This window comes from Micromonospora noduli (genome assembly GCF_003264365.1).
Lineage (GTDB): Bacteria > Actinomycetota > Actinomycetes > Mycobacteriales > Micromonosporaceae > Micromonospora > Micromonospora noduli.
In genome coordinates this window covers 132,718-153,267 of the sequence record NZ_PYAK01000005.1, presented here as the reverse complement: position 1 = coordinate 153,267, position 20,550 = coordinate 132,718, and the positions used below count along the sequence as shown (strand labels likewise).

At 69.1% G+C, this 20,550-nt stretch carries 13 protein-coding genes and 1 pseudogene; 12 read left to right on the top strand and 2 right to left on the bottom strand.

The annotated features are described in order from the left end of the window. Positions 1-296 precede the first annotated feature (296 nt). The 6 genes from GUI43_RS06035 (at position 297) to GUI43_RS06010 (ending at position 8,410) form a co-directional block, all read left to right on the top strand. Positions 297-1,808: a sugar ABC transporter ATP-binding protein gene (locus GUI43_RS06035; protein ID WP_112698257.1), complete on the top strand. Its 1,512-nt coding sequence runs from the start codon at positions 297-299 to the stop codon at positions 1,806-1,808. A gap of 114 nt (positions 1,809-1,922) precedes the next feature. Beyond that, positions 1,923-2,894 (top strand): ABC transporter permease, encoded by a 972-nt coding sequence (locus GUI43_RS06030; RefSeq protein ID WP_112585260.1) that lies wholly within the window; start codon positions 1,923-1,925, stop codon positions 2,892-2,894. A gap of 2 nt (positions 2,895-2,896) precedes the next feature. Next, the gene (locus tag GUI43_RS06025) at positions 2,897-3,880 is read left to right on the top strand and encodes an ABC transporter permease (RefSeq protein WP_091401048.1); all 984 of its coding nucleotides are present in this window, start codon (positions 2,897-2,899) and stop codon (positions 3,878-3,880) included. A 13-nt stretch (positions 3,881-3,893) separates the two neighbouring features. Further along, positions 3,894-5,078 (top strand): substrate-binding domain-containing protein, encoded by a 1,185-nt coding sequence (locus GUI43_RS06020; RefSeq protein WP_238689555.1) that lies wholly within the window; start codon positions 3,894-3,896, stop codon positions 5,076-5,078. A 6-nt stretch (positions 5,079-5,084) separates the two neighbouring features. Further along, positions 5,085-5,936, top strand: a complete 852-nt coding sequence (locus GUI43_RS06015) for a sugar phosphate isomerase/epimerase family protein (RefSeq protein WP_112585266.1) — start codon at positions 5,085-5,087, stop codon at positions 5,934-5,936. Positions 5,937-6,016: 80 nt separating this feature from the next. Further along, positions 6,017-8,410: an RICIN domain-containing protein gene (locus tag GUI43_RS06010; RefSeq protein ID WP_208646728.1), complete on the top strand. Its 2,394-nt coding sequence runs from the start codon at positions 6,017-6,019 to the stop codon at positions 8,408-8,410. 63 nt (positions 8,411-8,473) lie between these two features. Here GUI43_RS06010 and GUI43_RS06005 read toward each other — a convergent pair. Continuing rightward, positions 8,474-9,430: pseudogene (locus tag GUI43_RS06005) on the bottom strand (family 43 glycosylhydrolase); the annotation flags it as partial. A gap of 56 nt (positions 9,431-9,486) precedes the next feature. Further along, positions 9,487-10,512, bottom strand: coding sequence for a LacI family DNA-binding transcriptional regulator (locus GUI43_RS06000; RefSeq protein ID WP_112698255.1), 1,026 nt, complete (start codon positions 10,510-10,512; stop codon positions 9,487-9,489). Between the two features lie 372 nt (positions 10,513-10,884). Between GUI43_RS06000 and GUI43_RS05995 the strand changes: the two genes are divergently transcribed. The 6 genes from GUI43_RS05995 (at position 10,885) to GUI43_RS05970 (ending at position 20,537) form a co-directional block, all read left to right on the top strand. Further along, positions 10,885-12,240: an ABC transporter substrate-binding protein gene (locus GUI43_RS05995; protein ID WP_112601638.1), complete on the top strand. Its 1,356-nt coding sequence runs from the start codon at positions 10,885-10,887 to the stop codon at positions 12,238-12,240. Beyond that, complete coding sequence (locus tag GUI43_RS05990; RefSeq protein WP_192581021.1) at positions 12,237-13,190, top strand: carbohydrate ABC transporter permease; 954 nt, start codon at positions 12,237-12,239, stop codon at positions 13,188-13,190. Before GUI43_RS05995 ends, GUI43_RS05990 begins: the two co-directional genes overlap by 4 nt. Then, on the top strand, positions 13,187-14,011 hold the full coding sequence (locus GUI43_RS05985) for a carbohydrate ABC transporter permease (protein WP_112585274.1): 825 nt from the start codon (positions 13,187-13,189) through the stop codon (positions 14,009-14,011). The genes GUI43_RS05990 and GUI43_RS05985 overlap by 4 nt, the downstream gene beginning before the upstream one ends. Positions 14,012-14,014: 3 nt before the next feature. Next, the gene (locus GUI43_RS05980) at positions 14,015-15,169 is read left to right on the top strand and encodes a serine hydrolase domain-containing protein (RefSeq protein WP_112698254.1); all 1,155 of its coding nucleotides are present in this window, start codon (positions 14,015-14,017) and stop codon (positions 15,167-15,169) included. 279 nt (positions 15,170-15,448) lie between these two features. Next, positions 15,449-17,914: a glycoside hydrolase family 43 protein gene (locus GUI43_RS05975; protein ID WP_249037664.1), complete on the top strand. Its 2,466-nt coding sequence runs from the start codon at positions 15,449-15,451 to the stop codon at positions 17,912-17,914. A 202-nt stretch (positions 17,915-18,116) separates the two neighbouring features. Next, positions 18,117-20,537, top strand: coding sequence for a family 43 glycosylhydrolase (locus GUI43_RS05970; protein ID WP_112698253.1), 2,421 nt, complete (start codon positions 18,117-18,119; stop codon positions 20,535-20,537). The last annotated feature ends 13 nt before the right edge of the window (positions 20,538-20,550 follow it).

Genomic DNA, 20,550 nt, shown 5'->3' with positions numbered 1-20,550 from the left:
ACGAAGTAACGTCCGACGTCCTGCCCGGTGGACGGCGGTCGCGCTCGGCCCCCTTGATGCGGCACCGCCTGCCGATCGCAGCCCAGCCTGGCAGTCGGGCTTGATCGAGGATTGCGGACCCGCATCCAAACATCTATCTTCATACGTGTGATGTTTCGCCGGTGTCAAGGAAATGTTTGCACCGCAAGAACGTAAGTCCTCGTTGTTGGCACGAAAGCTTGTTGTTCAGCGCCTAGAAGCCGCCGTAGTGTGGCATTTAATCATGTCGATGACTACTGTCTGTGAGGGCTTTCGGGATGTCAGATCCGCCGCCGACGCCGCTTCTCACCCTTCGGGGCATCGGCAAGTCCTTCCTCGGAGTCCGCGTCCTCGACGGTGTCGACCTCGATGTCGCGCCGGGCGAGGTGCACGCCGTGGTCGGTGAGAACGGTGCCGGGAAGTCGACCCTCATGAAGATCGTCTCGGGCGGGTACGCCCCGGACGGGGGCACTGTCGAGTTCGCCGGTGCGACGCGCACGTTCCGTGGTCCGCGCGACGCGCAGCGGGCCGGCATCGGCATCATCCACCAGGAGTTCAACCTGCTCCCCGAGCGCACCGTCGCGGAGAACGTCTACCTGGGGCACGAGCCGGTCCGACGCGGGCTCGTCGATCGTCGGGGAATGCTCGACCGCACCACGCGGCTGCTCGCCTCGATCGGTGAGACCACGTTGCCGGCCGACGCCCGGGTGGGGCAGCTGGGCGTCGCGCAGCAGCAGGTCGTCGAGATCGCCAAGGCGCTCGCCCTGGACGCGCGGCTGCTCATCATGGACGAGCCGACCGCCGCCCTGGCCGACCACGAGGTCGAGTTGCTCTACGGGCTGGTGCGCCGACTCCAGGAGCGGGGCATCGGGCTGCTGTACGTCTCGCACCGGCTCGCCGAGGTCTTCGACCTGTCCGGTCGGATCACAGTGCTCAAGGACGGCCGGCGGGTCACCACGGTGGACACCGCGGACACCACCGCCGACCAGCTGGTGCGGCACATGGTCGGCCGGGAACTGTCCAGCTACTACCCGGACCGGGCCGCCCCCGAGGACCGGGGCCCGGTGCGGCTCAACCTTCGCGACGCGGGAAACCGGAAGCTGCGGGACGTCAACCTCCAGTTGCGCGCCGGCGAGGTGCTCGGCATCGGCGGCCTCCAGGGCTCCGGGCGCTCGGCGCTGGCCCGCGCGATCTTCGGGGTGTCGCCGTTCACGACCGGCGACGTCACGCTCGACGACCGGCCGGTCCGACTGCGCTCACCCCGCACCGCCATGCGGGCCGGCATCGCCTACGTCACCGAGGACCGCAAGGGCGAGGGGATCGTCCCTCGGCAGTCGGTGCTGGACAACGCGCTGCTCGCCAGCCGGGCCGTCTTCGCCGCCCGGTCCGGCCGGGCCGCGAGGACCGCCCGGGTACGCGAGCTGCTGGCCGCCGTGGAGATCCGCGGCGCCGGCGACGACCAGGAGATCCGCTTTCTGTCCGGCGGTAACCAGCAGAAGGTCGTGCTGGCCCGATGGCTCGCGCTCAATCCGCGGATCCTGCTCTTCGACGAGCCGACCCGGGGCATCGACGTGGGTGCGAAGTCAGCCATTCACGACCTCGTCCGCCGACTCGCCCGTGATGGCGCGGCCGTGCTGATGATCTCGTCCGATCTACCGGAGCTGCTGGGGATGAGTGACCGGATCGTCGTCATGCGGGACGGCCACGTCGCGGGCGAGCTGCCCGCCGGCGCGACCGAGGAGGAGGTCGTCGCGTTGGCGGTCGGCGCCGTGCGGGAGCCGGTCCAGTGAGCGCGAGGAGTGAGCCGGGTTTGCGAGCCCCGCAGTCGCGAACCGAGGTGACCCAGTGAGCGCGAGGAGTGAGCCGGGTTTGCGAGCCCCGCAGTCGCGAACCGAGGTGACCCGGTGAGCGCTCTGTCGCTGTTGCCGGCCCGGCGTTCCGTACCGGGCGTGTTCGTGGCCCTGACCCTGACCCTGACGATCGGCTGGCTGGTCGTCCTGCTCGACGGTGGTCAGCTCTTCAACCAGTCCACGACTGTGAGTCTGCTGCATGTCGCCGCCGGCCTCGGGCTGGTCGCGGTGGGCCAGACCCTGGTCATCCTGGGAGGGTCGCTCGACCTCTCGGTGGCGTACGTGATCAGCCTGAGCACCCTCGTCGCGGCCGAGACGATGAACGGCAGCGACGGCGCGGTGCTGCCGGCGATCGGCCTGGTGCTCGTCGTCAGCGCCGGCGTCGGGCTGCTCAACGGGCTCCTCGTCACCAGGTTCCGGGTCAACGCGTTCATCGCGACCCTCGGCGTCGGGCTGCTGCTCAAGGGTTACCTCGACAACGGCTACGACGGCCCGGCCGGCACCACCGCACCCTCGCTGGTGCAGGCGCTCGGCTACCAGCGCGTCGGTCCGGTGCCGGTGTCGTTCCTGCTGCTGATAGCTGTCACCGCGGCGGCCTGGTTCGCGCTCTCGCGGACCCGCTTCGGCCACCACCTGGTCGCCGTCGGCGGGGATCCGGAGGTGGCCCGGCTCTCCGGCGTCCGCAACGACCGGGTCCTCGTCACCGCTCACGTGCTGTGCTCGATGTGCGCGGGGCTCGCCGGCATCTACCTCGCCAGTCGGCTCGGCTCGGGCGCTCCGCGCGTCGGCACCGAGGGCCTCTACGACCTGGAGTCGATCGCCGCTGTGGTGATCGGCGGTACCGCCCTCGCCGGTGGGCGCGGCGGCGTCATCGGCACGGTCGGCGGGGTGCTGCTGCTGGCCAGCATCGACGCCATCTTCAACCAGCTCGAGGTCGATGCCTTCTTCAAGCAGGTGATCCGGGGCGTCATCATCATCGCCGCGGTCGCCGTCTACGCCCGCCGGGCCATGCGAAAGGCGGCCTAGCCATGCAGACCGTCCAGCCCCGTTCCCTGCCGCTGCGTCTGCCGCGGGTGCGTCCCGGTGGTGTCCTGCCGATCCTCGCGATCCTCGCAGTGCTGTTGGTACTCGTCGGCATCCGGCAGCCCGACTTCCTGGCCCCGCAGTCGCTGATGTCCTTCCTCGGTCGTTCGGCGCCGATCATCCTGCTCGCCGCCGGCCAGTACTTCGTGATCGTGTCCGGCGAGTTCGACCTCTCGGTCGGTTCCCTGGTCACCGCTCAGGTGGTGGTCGCCGCCCGGCTGATCGACAGCGACCCGGCGCGTACCTGGCCGGTGGTGCTGCTCCTGCTCGCCTTCGGCGCACTGGTCGGGCTGGTCAACGGCCTGATCACGACACGCCTGCGGGTGCCGTCGTTCATCACCACCCTCGGCATGTTCCTGATCCTCGTCGGCGCGGTCTACCTCTGGTCCGACGGCGCCCCGAAGGGTGGGCTCTCCGAGGAGTTCCGGCGGTTCGGCCGGCGAGCCTTCGAGGACGTGCCGGTGCTGGGCCGCGTGCCGTACGCGCTGCTGGTCCTGGTCGTCCTGGCGGTGGCGGCCGTGCTGCTGATGCGCTCCGACTTCGGCCGGACGCTGGTCGCCGTCGGCGACAACCCGCGCACCGCCGAGCTGAGCGGCGTACGCGTGTGGCGTACCCGGACCTTCGCCTTCATCCTCAGCGGGCTCGCGGCGGCGGTGGCGGCCATTCTCCTGGGCGGCTACAGCGGCGTGTCGTTCCAGGCCGGCGCCGGCCTGGAGTTCGGTGCGATCACCGCTGTCGTCCTCGGTGGGGTGGCGCTCGGCGGAGGGCGCGGCGCGGTCGTCGGGGCCATGCTCGGCGCGCTGACCCTCGAACTGCTGTTCGCCCTCATGAATTTCTACGGCGTCTCCGGCGCCCTCAGGTCGACCGTCCAGGGCGGGATCATCCTGCTCGCCGTGGCGGTCTCGGCAACGCGTTCTTCGTCGAGATAAAGGGGAAACCATAGTGCGACGTTCCATGGCGGCGATTGCCGCCGTAACCCTGCTGTCCCTCGCCGCCTGTGCCACCGACGAGCCGGCCGCGAGCCCGTCGGGAAGTGCATCCGCCGCCACTGGCTCCGGCACCGGGGACCAGTCGAAGTTCTTCGTGCAGGCCGACTACGACGCCGAGTTGGCGTTGCTCGACGCGGCACCGACAGGCCCGGCCGACAAGCCGTGGGAGCAGGTGCTCAACCCGACGATGGTCGACACCGCCAAGTTCAAGAAGAACGGCCCACACAAGATCTGCTTCTCGAACGCGGCCCTGAACAACCCCTGGCGGCAGGTCGGTTTCAAGACCATGCAGGCCGAGGTCGAGGCGCAGAAGAGCCGCATCAAGGAGTTCGTGCACGTCGACGCCGAGGGTAAGGACCAGAAGCAGATCGCTGACATCAACGATCTGCTCGGCAAGGGCTGCGACGCGCTCATCGTCTCGCCGAACACCACCGCCACGCTCACCCCGGCCGTCGAGGCGGCCTGCAAGGCCGGGCTGCCGGTCGTCGTCTTCGACCGTGGCGTCAACACGAAGTGCCCGGTGACGTTCATCAACCCCATCGGCGGTTACGGGTTCGGCCACGTCGGGGCCGAGTTCGTCAGCCAGAAGATGAAGCCCGGCGGCAAGGTCCTCGCCCTGCGGATCCTGCCCGGCGTCGACGTCCTGGAGACCCGCTGGTCGGCGGCGAAGGTGGCGTTCGACAAGGCGAAGGTCGACGTCGTCGGTGTCGAATTCACCGATGGCGATCCGGCCAAGACCAAGAAGATCGTCGACGACTACATCCAGCGGTACGGCACAATCGACGGGGTCTGGATGGACGCCGGAGCGGTGGCCGTCGCGGCGGTCGAGGCGTTCCAGGACGCGGGCAAGCCCGTTCCGCCGATGAACGGTGAGGACCAGCTCGACTTCCTGAAGATCTGGAAGGACAAGAAGCTCACCGCGATCGCGCCGACCTATCCGACCTACCAGTGGCGTACGCCCATCATCGCGGCGCTGCGGATCCTCGACGGCCAGCAGGTGTCCAACCCGTGGAAGCTGCCGCAGCCGACCGTCACCCAGGACAACCTGGACCAGTACCTCGACGCGGGCATGCCGCCGCTGCACTACGCGATGTGCGGCTGCACCGACCTGCCCGGTTACCCGCAGCGCTGGAAGTAGGGCCCGATGTACGCCATCGGCGTCAACCCCTGGGTCTGGGCCTCGCCAGTCGACGACAAGGCCCTGGCCGAGCTGATCCCGCGGATCGCCGCGTTCGGCTTCGACGCGGTCGAGTTGCCGATCGAGCAGCCCGGCGACTGGGATCCGATCCGTACCCGGGACCTGTTGGCGGCGCACGGCCTCGTCGCCGCCGGCGTCTGCGCGGTCACCCCGCCGGGGCGGGAACTGGTCGACGCCGCGCCAGCGGTCGTCGAGTCGACGGTGGCGTACCTTCTGGGCTGCGTGGCGAGCGCGGCGGCCGTCGGCGCTGGATGCGTCGGCGGTCCCGCGTACGCCTCGGTCGGCCGCACCTGGCGGATGTCGGCAGCGGCTCGCGCGGCCTGCTACGCGGATTTCCGGCGGGCCCTGGCGCCGGTGGCCGAGCAGGCCGGCGAGGTGGGCGTGAGCATCGGTGTCGAGGCGTTGAACCGCTATGAGACGAGCGTCGTCAACACGATCGAGCAGACGGTCGAGTTGATCGACGGGCTACCGCCGAACGTCGGCATCATGATCGATACCTACCACATGAACATCGAGGAGGCCGACCCCTACGCGGCCCTCGCGGTCGCCGGCCGGCACATCAAGCACGTCCAGGTCAGCGGCACCAACCGGGGCGCTCCCGGTGCCGACCACTTCGACTGGCCCCGCTTCTTCACCGTCCTGCGGGACACCGGCTATCAGGGCGCGATCTGCATCGAGTCGTTCACGGCGGAGAACGAGGCCATCGCCACCGCCGCGGCGATCTGGCGTCCACTGGCCCCCTCGCAGGACCGTCTCGCCACGGACGGCCTGCGCTATCTCCGGGAGATCCTCGGATGACCGTCCCGACCCGCCACCCCCGCGCTGGTCGAGGCCGCTCCGCCACCCCCACCCCGTTCTCACGTCAGGAGCACCATCCCGTGTCCTCGTCCCTTTCGCCGCTGCGCCGACTGCTGGCCGGCGCCGCCGCGACAGCGGTGACCGCCCTGGTAGCGGTAACCGCCTCGGCGTCTCCGGCCCTCGCGGCCACCACCACCCTCTACGCGTCGCCCTCCGGCACCGGCACCGCGTGTTCCGCCAGCCAACCGTGTTCGCTGACCGCCGCCCAGACCGCGGTGCGGGCGATCAACAGTGCGATGTCCGGTGACATCGTCGTGGAGTTGGCCAACGGCGCGTACCGGCTCTCGTCGCCGCTGCGGTTCACCGCGGCCGACTCGGGCAACAACGGCTATCAGGTGATCTGGCGGGCGGCCTCCGGCGCACGTCCGACGATCACCGGCGCCCGGGCGGTCACCGGCTGGTCGCTCGTCGACTCCGGGAAGAACATCTGGCGGGCCAACGTCGGCGCTGGGCTCGACTCCCGTCAGCTCTACGTCAACGGGGCCGTGGCCACCCGGGCACGCACCGCCGTGAACCGCTCCGACTTCACCTTCACCACGTCCGGCATGCGGTTCACCAACGGCGCGCTCAGCTACCTCAACAACCTCGGCAACCAGAACCGGGTCGAGGTGGAGAGCGTCGGCTCGTTCACCGACCGGTACTCGCCGGTGCAGAGCATCAGCGGAAACTTCCTGACGATGCAGCAGCCCGCATGGAACAACAACACCTTCGGGTTCGACACCCTCTCCAGCCCGCACCGCGCCGGCCCCTTCTACCTGACCAACGCGTACGAGTTCTTGGACTCGGCGGGGGAGTGGTACCTCAATCCCAGCAACGGCCAGCTCAACTACATCCCGCTCAGCGGACAGAACATGAGCTCGGTCAGCGTGGAGCTGCCGCAGTTGCAGTCCCTGGTGAACGTCGGCGGCACCTACGACGCGCCCGCGCACCACATCTCGTTCAGCGGCATCACCTTCACCGGCACCAGCTGGCTCGGCCCGAGCAGCAGCAACGGTTTCGCCGACCAGCAGACCGGCGCCCACATCACCGGCACCTGGTCCCGTCCGTCCGACGCGCTGACCTCCTGCCAGGCCGGCTGCCCCCAGTTCGAGGCCACCCGGCCGAACTGGAACCAGATGCCCGCCGCCGTGCAGGTCTCCGCGGCCAACACCATCACCTTCAGCGACTCCCAGTTCGTCAACCTCGGGCAGACCGCGATCGGCATCGGCAACGACGCCAACGCCCACGCCAGCGGTGTCGGCCTGGGGGCCAACAACATCACCGTCACCCGCTCCGAGATCGCCCGTAACTCCGCCGGTGGCGTCGTGGTCGGCGGCGTGCGCGCCGACGCCCACCATCCCAGCGACCAGCGGATGGTCAACCGCAACGTCACCATCAGCAACAACAAGGTGCACGATCTCGGTCTGGAGTACCGGGGTGTGGTCTCGATCCTGACCACCTACGTGAACACCTCGCTGGTCTCGCACAACGAGGTCTACAACATGCCGTACACCGGCCTGTCGGTCGGCTACGGCTGGGGCGCCAACGACGCCGGCGGCAGCCAGCACTACGCCAACCGTGGCCTGTACAACTACCAGCCGCGCTACTCCACGGCGACCACCGCGGCCAACAACCAGGTCATCGGCAACTACGTGCACGACGTCATGCAGCAGATGACCGACGGCGGGTGCATCTACTCGCTGTCGGCGAACCCGGGCGGGTTGATCGCCGAGAACTACTGTCTGCGGACCAACGGTTGGTTCGGGCTCTACTTCGACGAGGGCTCCCGCTACTACACCGCCCGCAACAACGTGTTCTCCTCCACCGGCACCTGGGCCACCGCCAACTACTGGTACGCGGAGAACATGGGCAACTTCACCGTCACCAACAACTGGTCGACGAACAACTCCACGAACGTGACCAACGGCGACCGCGGCAACGTCGTCAACGGCAACGTCACGGTCAGCAACGGCAACTGGCCGTCGGGCGCGCAGACCGTGATCAACACGGCCGGCGTGCAGAGCGGTGGCAGCACCAACCCGACGAACGTGCAGATCGTGGGTGCCCAGTCGGGCCGCTGTGCCGAGATCGGTAACTCCAGCACGACCAACGGCACGCAGGCCCAGATCTGGGACTGCATCAGCAACGTCGCCAACCAGCGGTGGACCCACACTGCGAGCCGGCAGCTCATGGTCTACGGCACCAAGTGCCTGGACGCCTCCGGCCAGGGCACCGTCAACGGCACGAAGGTGGTGATCTGGGACTGCAACGGTGGTGTCAACCAGCAGTGGAACATCAACTCCAACGGCACGATCACGGGAGTGCAGTCGGGTCTCTGCCTGGACGCCAACGGCGCCGCGACGGCGAACGGCACGAAGCTGATCCTCTGGTCCTGCAGCGGCGGCACCAACCAGCAGTGGCAGCTGCGCAGCTGATCCAGTAGCTGGACACCGACAGGTCGGGGCCGGGGCGGGACGCCTCGGCCCGGACCTGTCCGGTTACGGGGCTTCGACCACTGTCAGCCCGGTCGCGGCCTGGTAGCGGACCGGGATGGGATCGGTGAGTTCCCCGACGAACGTCTCGTCGACGTGGTCGAGGAAGCCGATGAGGGACCAGTCGTCGGCGGGTCCGGGGACCAGCCGGGGCGCGTACAGGTGCGGGTGGGTGAACGGTTGGGCGGAAGCAATGTCCCACGGCCCGAGGGTGGTCTCGCCGGTCGCCACCCAGATCCGGTGGTCGTCGCGCCGAGCGCTGCCGGTGGCCTCGGTGGAGAAGAGCAGCAGCGGCTGGCCGTCGACGACCGCGACCTGGGGCACCTCCAGGTGACCGAAGCCGGCCGGAGTCGACAGCGGCGGCGCGACGGTCCAGGTGACGAGGTCGGTTGAGGTGGCGTGGCCGACGACGCCACGGGTGCCCGCCGGACCGGTGTTGGCGCGGGCGGTGATGAGCATGTGCCAACCCTCGCCGTCGGGGTCGGGGAACACCCACGGGTCGCGCCACGCCTGCTCGTACCACAGCTCCTTGTCCAGCAGCTCGTACCAGGTGGGGTCGGCCTGGACGATCGGTTCGGTGCCGTGCCGGTGCCAGGTCATGAGGTCGTCGGAGACGGCCAGTCCGATGCGTTGGACGAGCCCGTCCTCCGCACGACCGACCCCGGTGTAGAACAGGTACCACCGTCCGTCCGGCCCGCGGACCGTGCAGCCCGTCCAGGTCGCCAGGTCGTCCCAGCTCGGCGCGTCGGCGGGGACCACGGCGTCGGCGACCAGGCGCCACGAGCGCAGGTCCGCCGAGACGGCGTGGCCGATGGTGGCCCGGCGGTGGCGGCGGTGCGGGTCGTGCAGGGCGCGGGACGCGCGCAGGAAGAACACGTGCCAGAGGCCGTTGTCGTCCCGCGCGTACCAGCTGTCCCACACCCAGTGGTCGGGTAGACGAAGCATGGTCGGAAACCTAGCACTAAACCGTTTTAGCGCCGGTCAACGTCAAACCGTCGGCACGGATGGAGGGTCGGTGGTCAGCCGGCCGGAGGCGCGAGGGACCGGCGTCGGCGCAGCGGCATCGGAACGAGCGAGGGTTCGGCGGCGCCCCCGTCCAGGAGCAGCTCGACCGCTCGTCGCCCCATCTGCTCGTGTGGCAGCGCCGTGGTGGCCAGGCTCGGACGCAACCAGGCCGCGATCGGGTCGTCGTCGAACGAGATCACCGAGATGTCCTCCGGGACGGTCAGCCCCGCCTCGCCGAGTGCCTGGTAGGCCCCGAAGGCCAGCCGGTCGTTCATGCAGATGATCGCGCTGGGTCGCTTCGGCTTGCCCAGCAGGCTACGCATGGCGGCGTACCCGTGCTCGGGCAACCACTCGGTGCAGAAACACTCGGCCAGGAGGCCGACCTCTGCCTCGTCCAGCGTCTGCCGGATGCCGTGCAGGCGGGCGCGGGCGGCGAGCGAGACCTCCGGGTCGTCCTCCTTGAGTCGGTTGCGGCCGATGAGCGCTATCGCGTCGCGGTGGCCAAGCTCCAGCAGGGCGGTGGCGACGGAGCGGCCGGCTCCCTCGTCGTCGGGGACCACGCTGGGCAGGCCGTCGGGGCTGGTGGCGTTGAGCAGCACCACCGGGCCCCCGAGGATGGCCGGGGGCACAGTCAGCCGTCGGGTCGCCATCGCCGCGTAGATCACTCCGTCGACCTGCCGGTCCAGGACGGCCTCGATGGCGTACTGCTCGAAGGTGGCGTCGCCCTGCGTCTCGGTGATGAGCAGGACGTGGTCCCGTTCGCGGGCCGCGTCGAGGGCGCCGCGGATGAGGTCGCCGGCGAACCGGGTGGTGGCCACGATGTCGGAGACGAACGCGATGGTGGCCGTCTTGCGGGTGCGCAGGCTGCGCGCGGCGAGGTTGGGCCGGTAGCCGAGCTCCTCGGCGGCGGCGAACACCCGCTGGTGCGCCTCGGCCGAGAGTCGGGTGCCCTCCCTGCCGTTGAGCACCATCGACGCGGCGGTCTTGGACAGCCCGGCTCTCCGCGCGACGTCGGCGAGTGTTGCTCTGTTGCGGCCCATCAGTCCTCCGAATCAGGCGCGGCGCCACAGGCGCCGCTCCCGCCCATCATGATGCGTCGTCGTCCGGGATCGAGCGCCGGTCACGTCGGCGTGGTGTGAACCCGACGTTTCCGCACCGTTGCCAAGTTGTCCTTGACAGCTCCCCGTGCCGCGCGCATGCTCTGCTAAATCAGTTTAGCGACCACTTCTGGTGCATCCAGAGGCGCCTTCGGTGGCCGTGCCGGGTTCTTTTCTGCTGACGGTACGGGTGCTGCGCCCGGGCGACAGGTCACGGCGTACGTGTCGTGGCGGCCGCACGGTCGCGGTGGTCCCGGTGGAGCCGTCGCGCGGCCATGGGTCGCGGGACGCGTGGAGATGTCAAGGAGTCATGAAATGGCAGAATTGCTGACAAAGTTCCCGCGACGGAGAACGGTGCTCCTCGCGTCGCTGCTGGCGGTCGGGATGACCGCGACGGCCTGCAGCGCGCCGGGCGAGGACCGGTCATCGACGCAGAAGTCCGATGCCGCCGTCAAGACGGAGCTGGGCACCGACCCGATCACCCTCGACATGTACGCGGAGACCGGCTTCCCGCTGGCCAAGGCGTTGGCCGACGAGTTCTCCAAGCAGCACTCGAACGTCAAGTTCAACATCCGCGAGGACCAGTTCACTGTGATCGTGGAGAACGCGCCCCGCGTGATGGCCTCGGACAACTCGCCCGACATCATCCGGCTCCCGACCATGGTCGACCTGGTCAAGGACGACCTGCTCAAGAACCTCGACCCGTACTTCACCGCGTACGGCTGGGACAAGTTCCCCGCCTCGCAGCTCATGCAGCTGCGCGTCGGCGAGAACACCCGGGGCACCGGCTCGCTGTACGGGATGGGGCTCGGCTACAGCGTCACCGGCGTCTTCTACAACAAGAAGCTGGCCAGCCAGATCGGCATGACCCAGCCGCCGGCCACCGTCGCTGAGTTCGAGGAGCTGCTGGCCAAGGCGAAGACCGGCGGGGTCCAGCCGATCATGCAGTTCAACAAGAACACCGCGGGCATCAACTTCCCGCACCAGGCGCTACAGAACCAGTTCGGCGACCCGACCCAGGTCGCCGACTGGATCTTCCAGAAGCCGGGGGCCACGTTCGACACCCCGGCCGCCCTGAAGGCCACCCAGACCATTCAGAAGTGGGCCCAGGCCGGCTACTTCACCAAGGACGCCAACGCCCTGGACTACGCGGGCATGGTGGGGGAGTTCCAGAAGGGCAACGGCCTGTTCATGTTCAACGGCGACTGGGAGTCGGCCAACCTCGACAAGTCGATGCCCGGCAATGTGGGCTTCTTCCTCTTCCCCACCGAGTCTCCCGGTGGAAAGCACGTGGCGATGTCCGCCCCCAACACCTTCGGCGTCTCCGCCAAGGCCAAGAACCCGGACGCCGCCGCGTACTTCCTGAACTGGGTGCACACCAACGCCAAGGCCCGCGAGATCTCGGTGACCGTCGGCGGCTCCAGCCCCGGCGGCCCGAGTGACCTGCCGGTGCCGAGCGCCGCCCCGAACACGGTGCTGGCCGAGACCCTGAAGGCGTCGCAGCAGCTCGGCGCGGAGAACGGCGCCGTGGACTTCACCGCGAACGCGACCGGCGGCATCTTCGCCGCCGCGATCACGCCGGAGATGCAGAAGCTGATCGCCGGCCAGCAGACGCCCGAGGGGTACGTGAAGGCGGTCCAGGCCGAGTATCAGAAGGAACTGTCCCGATGACGTCTGCCCTCGGCAGCGCACCAACCGGGCATGACGATCGTCGCGCCCGCCCCACCCCCACGCGGGCCCACCGATTCCGGTGGGCCCGCGCGGCCGGGACCGGCTGGTTGTACGTCCTGCCCGCCCTGGTGATGTACGCGGTGTTCGTCCTGCGCCCGCTCGTCCTGACGCTCCAGTACTCGCTCTACGACTGGAACGGCATCGGGGTGGCCCGCTGGGTGGGCCTGGACAACTACCTCACCGTCTTCACCGACAGCGACCTGCTGAAAATCATCGGCAACGCGATGGTCCTGATCGTCTTCTTCAGCTTCATCCCCGTCGCGCTGGGGCTGTTGGTGGCGAGCATGGTTCGCCGGATCACCACCGGCGCGTTCGGCACCGTCGTCCGGACCATCCTGTTCCTCCCGCAGGTCATCCCCCTGGTGGCGGCGGGCATCGCGTGGAGCTGGCTGCTCTCGTCGAACGGTCTGGTCAACCAGGCGCTGCGCGCGGTCGGGCTGGGTGGCGTCGCCCGCGCCTGGCTCGGCGACTTCGACACGGCGCTGCCAGCCGTCGGCGTCATCGGGGCCTGGGTGCTGCTCGGCCTCTGCACGATCCTTTTGGTCACCGGCATGAGCAAGATCGATCCGGCGCTGTACGAGGCCGCCCGCCTCGACGGTGCCGGTCCGGTCCGCGAGTTCCTCGCCGTGACCCTGCCCAGCCTGCGCCAGGAGATCGGCGTCTGCCTCACCGTGACGATCATCGCGGCGTTGGCGAGCTTCGACATCGTCTACATCTCCACCAGCGGCGGCCCCGGCCTCCAGACCACAGTGCCGGGCCTGGAGATCTACCGGCTGGCCTTCTCGCAGCGGCAGGTCGGGCTCGCCTCGGCGCTCGCCGTCGTACTCATGCTGCTCGTGCTGGCGTGTGTGCTGCCGATCCAGCGCCTGAGCCGAGGGGAGAAGCAGTGAATTTGAGTCGACGCGAACAGCTGACCGGCCGGGTCTTCCTGATCGCCCTGATCGTCGTCACCCTGCTGCCGTTCGTGAGCATGCTCTCGGCGGCGTTGCAGCCCCGGGGCACAGTGCCCAGCGGGCTCGACTGGCCGTCCGACCCGCAGTGGGGCAACTTCGCCGACGCCTTCACCGCCGCGAACATGGGCGCCCTGCTCCGCTCCAGCCTGCTCATCGTGGCCGGTGTCGTACCGGTGTCGGTGCTCATCGCGACCATGGCCGGCTTCGGGCTCGGTCAGCTGCGGGTGCCCGGTGGCCGACTCGTCTTCGGTCTCTTCCTGCTGGGTCTGACCCTGCCGTTCGAGGCCGTGGTCACGCCGCTCTACTACCAGATGCAGGACCTCGGCCTGCTCAACACCCGCTGGGCCATCATCCTGCCGCTGATCGGGCTGTACATGCCGTTCGCGGTGTTCTGGATGCGGGCACACTTCACCAACGTGCCGGTCGAGTTGTCCGAGGCGGCCCGGGTGGACGGCAGCAGCACGTGGCAGTTGTTCTGGCGGGTCCAGGTGCCGCTCGCCCGGCCGGCGATCGCCTCGCTGACGATCCTGATGTTCCTCTGGACGTGGAACCAGTTCCTGCTCGCCATCGTCCTCGTGGACGACGCCACCAAACGCACCATGGCCGGGGCGCTCGGAGCGTTCCAGGGCCAGTGGGGCACCGACCTGGTGCTGCTGTGTGCCGGGTCGCTGCTGATCCTCACCCCGACCCTCATCGTGTTCCTGATCTTCCAGCGACAGTTCATCAAGGCCCTGATCCAAGGGTCAGTGAAGGGGTAGGCAGTGGTCACACAGCCGCAGATCCACGGCGACGTCGACGATCGCTTCGGGCGCGTCGCCGACGTCTTCCGCGACAACTTCACCTCCCGGGGAGAGGTCGGTGCCGCGGTCACCGTCTACGTGCGGGGCCGCAAGGTCGTCGACCTGTACGGCGGGGTGGCCGACACCCGTACCGGGCGGCCCTGGAGCGCGCACACGCCGGTCGTCGTCTTCTCCTGCACCAAGGGGATCCTGGCGATCTGCGCCTACCTGCTGGCCCAACAGGGCCGGCTCGACCTCGACGCTCCCGTGACGCGCTACTGGCCGGAGTTCGGACAACACGGCAAGGCGGACATCCCGGTGCGCTGGCTGCTCACGCACCAGGCAGGTCTGCCCGCGGTGGACCGCTCCCTGACCCTCGACGAGGTGCTGGCGTGGGATCCGGTCATCAAGGCGATCGAGGCGCAGGCCCCGCTGTGGAAGCCGGGTACGGCGCACGGCTACCACTCGATGACCTACGGCTGGCTGGTCGGAGAGGTGATCCACCGCATCACCGGCCAACTGCCCGGCGCGTTCTTCGCCGACACCGTCGCGGGCCCGCTCGGCCTGCACACCTGGCTGGGGCTCCCGGCCGTCGAGAGCGACACCGTCGCCTGGGGCCTGGCACCGCCCCCGGACCCTGACCCGTTCGTGGACCCGGTAGCCGAACGGGGCATCACCATGGGGGGCGCTTTCGCCTTTCCCGCCGACGCCGACGGCCTGGTCAGCTTCAACGACGACGCCATCCGGGCCGCCGGTGTTCCCGGCGCGGGCGCGGTGAGCACCGCCGAGGGCCTCGCGCGCCTCTACGCCGCCTGTGTGTCGGAACTCCACCGTGGACCGCTGCTCACGGCGGCGTCGGTGGACGACGCGGTAGTGGTCCGCTCGCGTGGTCAGCAGCGGCACGGCCCACCGGACACCGGGCAGCGCTGGGGCACCGGCTTCCTGCTGCACTCACCACCGGCCCGGCCCCTGCTGGGTGAGCGCAGCTTCGGCCACGACGGCGCGGGCGGCAACCTGGCCTTCGCCGACGCCGAGCATCAGGTGGGATTCGGCTACGTGGTCAACCAGATGCGCGGAATGGGCGACGAGCGCGCCAATCTGCTCACCGCCGCCGTCCGCGCCTGCCTCAACGACTGAGGCGACCGGGCCTAGTGCGACCCCGGTGATCATGAAGTTATTGCCTTCGATGACGGCGTGTTGGCGCAACATCATGATCGCCGGGGTCCGACCTGGGAACGGTCTGTCCACTGTGGATGGCCGTCGGTGTTACGGGGATAGTTCGGGCACGTTTCATTGATAGTCTTGACAGGCGTTGTTAGCGATAACACGATGGCCTTCACGCCGCTCTCGCGTTTGGAGCTCGCCTTGGTCGTGCCGGTCCGCTCGCGTGTCCTGAACATCGCCCGCGCATCCGCTGTGAACAGCCTGAACGCCGCCGCTCGCCACGCCGCCAGCACGTTGACCAGACTGGCGTCCACAGTGCTCACGGATCGTCTCCGTTCACTGTGTGCGCTCGCATCGGCGGCCGTTCTCGTCGGTGCGGGCCTGGTGGCCACCCCCGCCGCCGCGCACGCCGCCGACGAATGGTCACCCCGATCGTCGTACACCTCGACCGACACCGGCGCCGGCACCTACTCCGTGCCGCTGCTCAACGCCGACGTGCCGGACATCAGCGTCGAGCGGGTGCCGGCCGCCGACAACGACGAGGGCCGCGACCTCTACTACATGATCAGCACGACCATGCACCTGAGCCCGGGTGCGCCAATCATGAAGTCGTACGACCTCGTCAACTGGGAGATCGTCAACTACGTCTTCGACCGGGCGAGCATCGGCGACTCCTTCTCCCTGCGCAACGGCCAGAACTCGTACGGCCAGGGCCAGTGGGCGTCGTCGCTGCGCTACCACGACGGCACGTTCTACGCCGTCTTCAACACCAACAACCTCAGCGGGGCGTACCTCTACCGCACCAACGACATCGAGAACGGCCCGTGGCAGCGCACCGCCCTCGGCCGTGGCCTGCACGACCCGTCGCTCTTCTTCGACGTCGACGGCACGCCGTACATCTTCTACGGCTCCGGCGGCACCAGCGCCGTACGCCTCAACGCCGACCTGACCGCCATCGCGCAGGACTACCCGAACATCTTCACCGCCAACAACTACGCCGGGCAGCCGTTCATCGGTGGTCTGTTCGAGGGCGCGCAGGTCTATCACATCGACGGCTGGTACTACGCCGTCATCATCACCTGGCCGTCCGGGCAGGGACGCCAGGTGGTGATGTTCCGGTCGAAGGACCTGCTCGGGCGCTACACCTCGGCCGGCGGGGTCAACACCTACGAGGCGCGCGGAGTGCTCAACTCCAACGGCTTCGCGCAGGGCAGCCTGGTGCCGATCAGCCAGGCGGGCGGCGGGACCGACTGGCACGGCATGTTCTTCCGGGACACGTTCCCGATCGGCCGGATCCCGGCGCTCATCCCCGCCACCTGGCAGAACGGGTGGCCGACCTTCGGCACCAACGGGGTCGTGCCGGTCAACGGCCTCTTCGACAAGCCGATCCGGCTCAGCCCGGCCGAGGAGCTGTTCGAGCGGCAGAAGAGCATCGTCGCCTCGGACGACTTCGCCAACGACGCGCCGCACAAGGCGTACCAGGACGAGCAGTGGACGGTCCCCGCACCGCTCGATCCGGCGGAGATCGCCCCCAACGGCTCACGGCTGGACCTGGCGTGGGAGTGGAACCACGCCCCGGACAACCGCTACTGGTCACTGACCGACCGCGACGGCTGGCTGCGGTTGACGGCCGGCACTGTGGTCACCGGCCAGTACGTCTACACGAAGCTGTCCAACCGGGCCGAGCTGGCGTGGTTCGAGGAGGCACGCAACACGCTCTCGCAGCGGACGTTCGGGCCACGACAGTCGGTCCAGACCCGGATGGACGTCTCCGGGATGAAGAACGGCGACGTCGCGGGCCTGGCCGCCTACAACCGCGGATTCTCGTACGTGGCGGTCAAGCGCGTCGGTGACGTCAACACCCTCGGCGTGGTGAACCGGTCGCAGCCGTTCGCTGTCGACCTCGACCAGTCGACGCTGGAGAACTTCGTCGCCGGCACGACGGTGTCGCTGGGCGACGCGACCGAGGTGCACGTGAAGGCGGACCTCGACTTCTCCGCGCCGGTCGGCCAGCTCTGGACGACGTTCTACTACAGCCTGGACGGGGCCCAGTGGACCCGGCTGGGCAACCGCGTGGGCCCGCAGGCGCTCGACGGCAGCCTCGCCCACTTCATGGGTCACCGGGTGGGTCTGTTCAACTACGCGACCCAGGAGACCGGCGGCCACGTCGACTTCGACGACTACCTGCTCAGCGACGTGCTGACCGCGCAGGCCCGGCCACTGGACACCACCGCCCTCGACGCGGCCATCGCCCACGCGCAGACACTCGACCCGCGGCACTACCCGGCCGACGCCTGGGCCACGACGCGGTCCGCGCTCGCGGCGGCGACGTCGGCACGGGCCGGCCAGCTCGGCACGCAGAACCAGATCGACGCACCGGAGCGGGCACTCAGCTACCAGTTGGCCCGACTCGGAGTGCTGGCGGCGCTGCCCGTGACGGCCACCGCCCAGGTGCGCTGCCTGAGCGGCAAGGCGTACCTGGCGGTGCAGGTGCGCAACGACTCGGACGAGCCCGTCGAGATCACCGTCGAGACCCCGTACGGGAACCGGTCGTTCGCCGCCGTCGCGCCGGGGGCGAACGTCTACCAGTCGTTCAACACCCGCGCGTCGTCGGTGGCGGCCGGCTCGGCGACGGTCCGGGCCACCGGGGTGGTCGCCGGCCGGGACGTGACCACCGTCCACGCCACCCAGCACCCCGCCAGCGCCTGCGGCGGATAGCCCCACCACGAGCCCTCGGCCCGCCGACCAGCACCACCGGCGACCGGCCCGGCGGCACGGAACAGCGGACCTGTCCCGTGCCGCCGGCCACTGTCGGACCGGTGGCGGCAGTCGACCCCTGATGTCCGGACCACCACGGAAGCGCACCCACCGATCCCCCGTACACCGATGACCGCACGTCAGAGATGAAGGAGGATGTCTCGTGGAACAACGAATGCGACCGGCGACCCGAGGACGGGTCGCAGCGCTCGCGACAGTCGGTCTGATGCTGGCCACGGGTTTCGTCGCCCCGGCGGCGCCGGTCCAGGCCGCCGACACGAACCTCGTCGTCAACGGCGGGTTCGAGGACGGCCTGGCCAACTGGTTCGTCAACAACGGAAACGCCTCCGACGGCGCCCAGTTGTCGGCCACGTCGGACGCCCACTCCGGCGCGAACGCGGCGCTCGTGACCAGCCGGACGACCACCGGGTCCGGCCCGATGCAGGACCTCAGCGGCAAGGTGCAGGCCGGCCAGGCCTACACCCTCACGGCCCGCATCAAGTACGAGAACGAGAGCGGACCGGCGACGAAGCAGTTCTTCGCCACCATGCACTACGGCGGTGGCACCTACACCAACCTCGTCAGCGTGACGGCGACGAAGGGCCAGTGGGCACAGTTCAACGGAACGTTCACGATCCCGACGACGCAGAGCGTGTCGACGGCCCGCCTGTTCTTCGAGACCCCCTGGACGAGCACGCCGTCCACCGACCCGGCTCTGCACCTGATGGACTTCAAGCTCGACGACGTGTCAGTGGTCGGCGCCGCGCCGCCCGCGCCCGCGTCGAAGACCATCGAGGTGGTCGGCAAGCTGCCCGGGGAGCACAACCCGTTGATCGGGCACAAGTTCGGGGCTGACGGTTTCGGCCTCGTGCACGACGGCCGGGTCTACATGTACATGACCAACGACACCCAGGGCTACGCCCCGAACCCCACCACGGGCGTCTCGCCGGGGATCAACTACGGCGACATCAACCAGATCACGGTGATCTCCTCGGAGGACCTCGTGAACTGGACGGACCACGGTGAGATCCAGGTCGCCGGCCCCAACGGGGTGGCCCCGTTCACCGCCAACTCGTGGGCTCCGGGCATCACCAAGAAGGTGGTGAACGGAGTGGAGAAGTTCTTCCTCTACTACGCCAACGGCGGTGGCTCCAGCAATGTGATCACCGGTGCGTCGCCGCTCGGCCCGTGGACCAGCGAGCGCACGAGCACGCTGATCGACGGCCGTACCCCCGGCGCCGAGGCCGTCGCGTGGAAGTTCGACCCGGCCCCGTTCGTCGACGACGACGGCCAGCCGTACCTCTACTTCGGTGGCGGTCCCGCGTCGACGAGCATGCCGCCGGCCGAACGCTTCAACAACCCGAAGAACATCCGGTCGATCGAACTCGGCGACGACATGGTCTCCACCGAGGGAACGGCCGCGGTGGTCGACGCCCCGGTCGCCTTCGAGGCCGGCCACGTCTTCAAGCGCCAGGGCAAGTACTACTTCTCGTACTCCTCGCACTTCGGCGGGAACGACTTCGGTGGCAACCAGCAGCCGCTCCCCGGTTACCCCGGGGGTGGCCAGATCGGTTACATGATCTCCGACGGGCCGATGTCGTGGCCGAAGGAGACCTACGCCGGGGTGCTCTTCCCGAACCAGTCGCAGTTCTTCGGGGCCGGCACCGGTGGCAACAACCACCAGTCGGTGTTCGAGTTCGGGGGCAGGTACTACTTCACGTACCACGCCCCGACGCTGAACAAGCGCATCAACGGCAACACCACCCAGGGGTACCGCAGCCCGCACATCCAGCAACTGACCTTCAACCCGGACGGCACCATCCAGCAGGTCGTCGGCACCTACGCCGGCGTGGACCAGGTCCGCGACTTCGACCCGTACCGCGTCTTCGAGGCCGAGACCTTCGGCTGGAGCAAGGGCGTCGCGACCACGACTGTCGACGGCAGTTCCGCCCAGTTCGGTGGCGCGGCATCCAACCTCGTGGTGCGCGACATCGACAACGGGGACTGGACGGCGCTGTCCTCGGTGAACTTCGGGGACAACGGCGCGCAGAGCCTGACGGCGCGGGTGCGTGCGCTCGCCGCCGGCGGGCAGATCCAGGTCCGGTTGGACGACGTCAACGGTCCCGTCGTCGGCACGGTCGCTGTCGACACCCCGGTCGGACAGTGGGCCGAGGTGACCGCCGAACTTGACGGCGTCAGCGGCGTGCACGACGTCTACTTCACCTACACCGGCCCGGCCGGCGTCGACCTCTTCGAGATCGACAACTGGGCCTTCGCGGCGGACAGCCTCGACCTGCCCGTCACGCTCACCGCGTCCACGCGGTGCGTGGGCGGCAAGGCGTACGTGGCGGTGCAGGCGCGCAACGACCACGACGCGCCGGTGGGCATCACCCTCGAGACGCCGTACGGCGAGCGGTCCTTCGCGGCCGTCGCGCCGGGCGCGAACGCCTACCAGTCCTTCAACACCCGTGCCGTGTCGGTGCCGGCGGGTTCGGCGACGGCCCGGGTGACCGGGGCGATCGACGGCCACGACGTGACGACCGTCCGCACCGTGCAACACCCCGCCGGCACCTGCGGCGGATAACCCCTCATGGCGG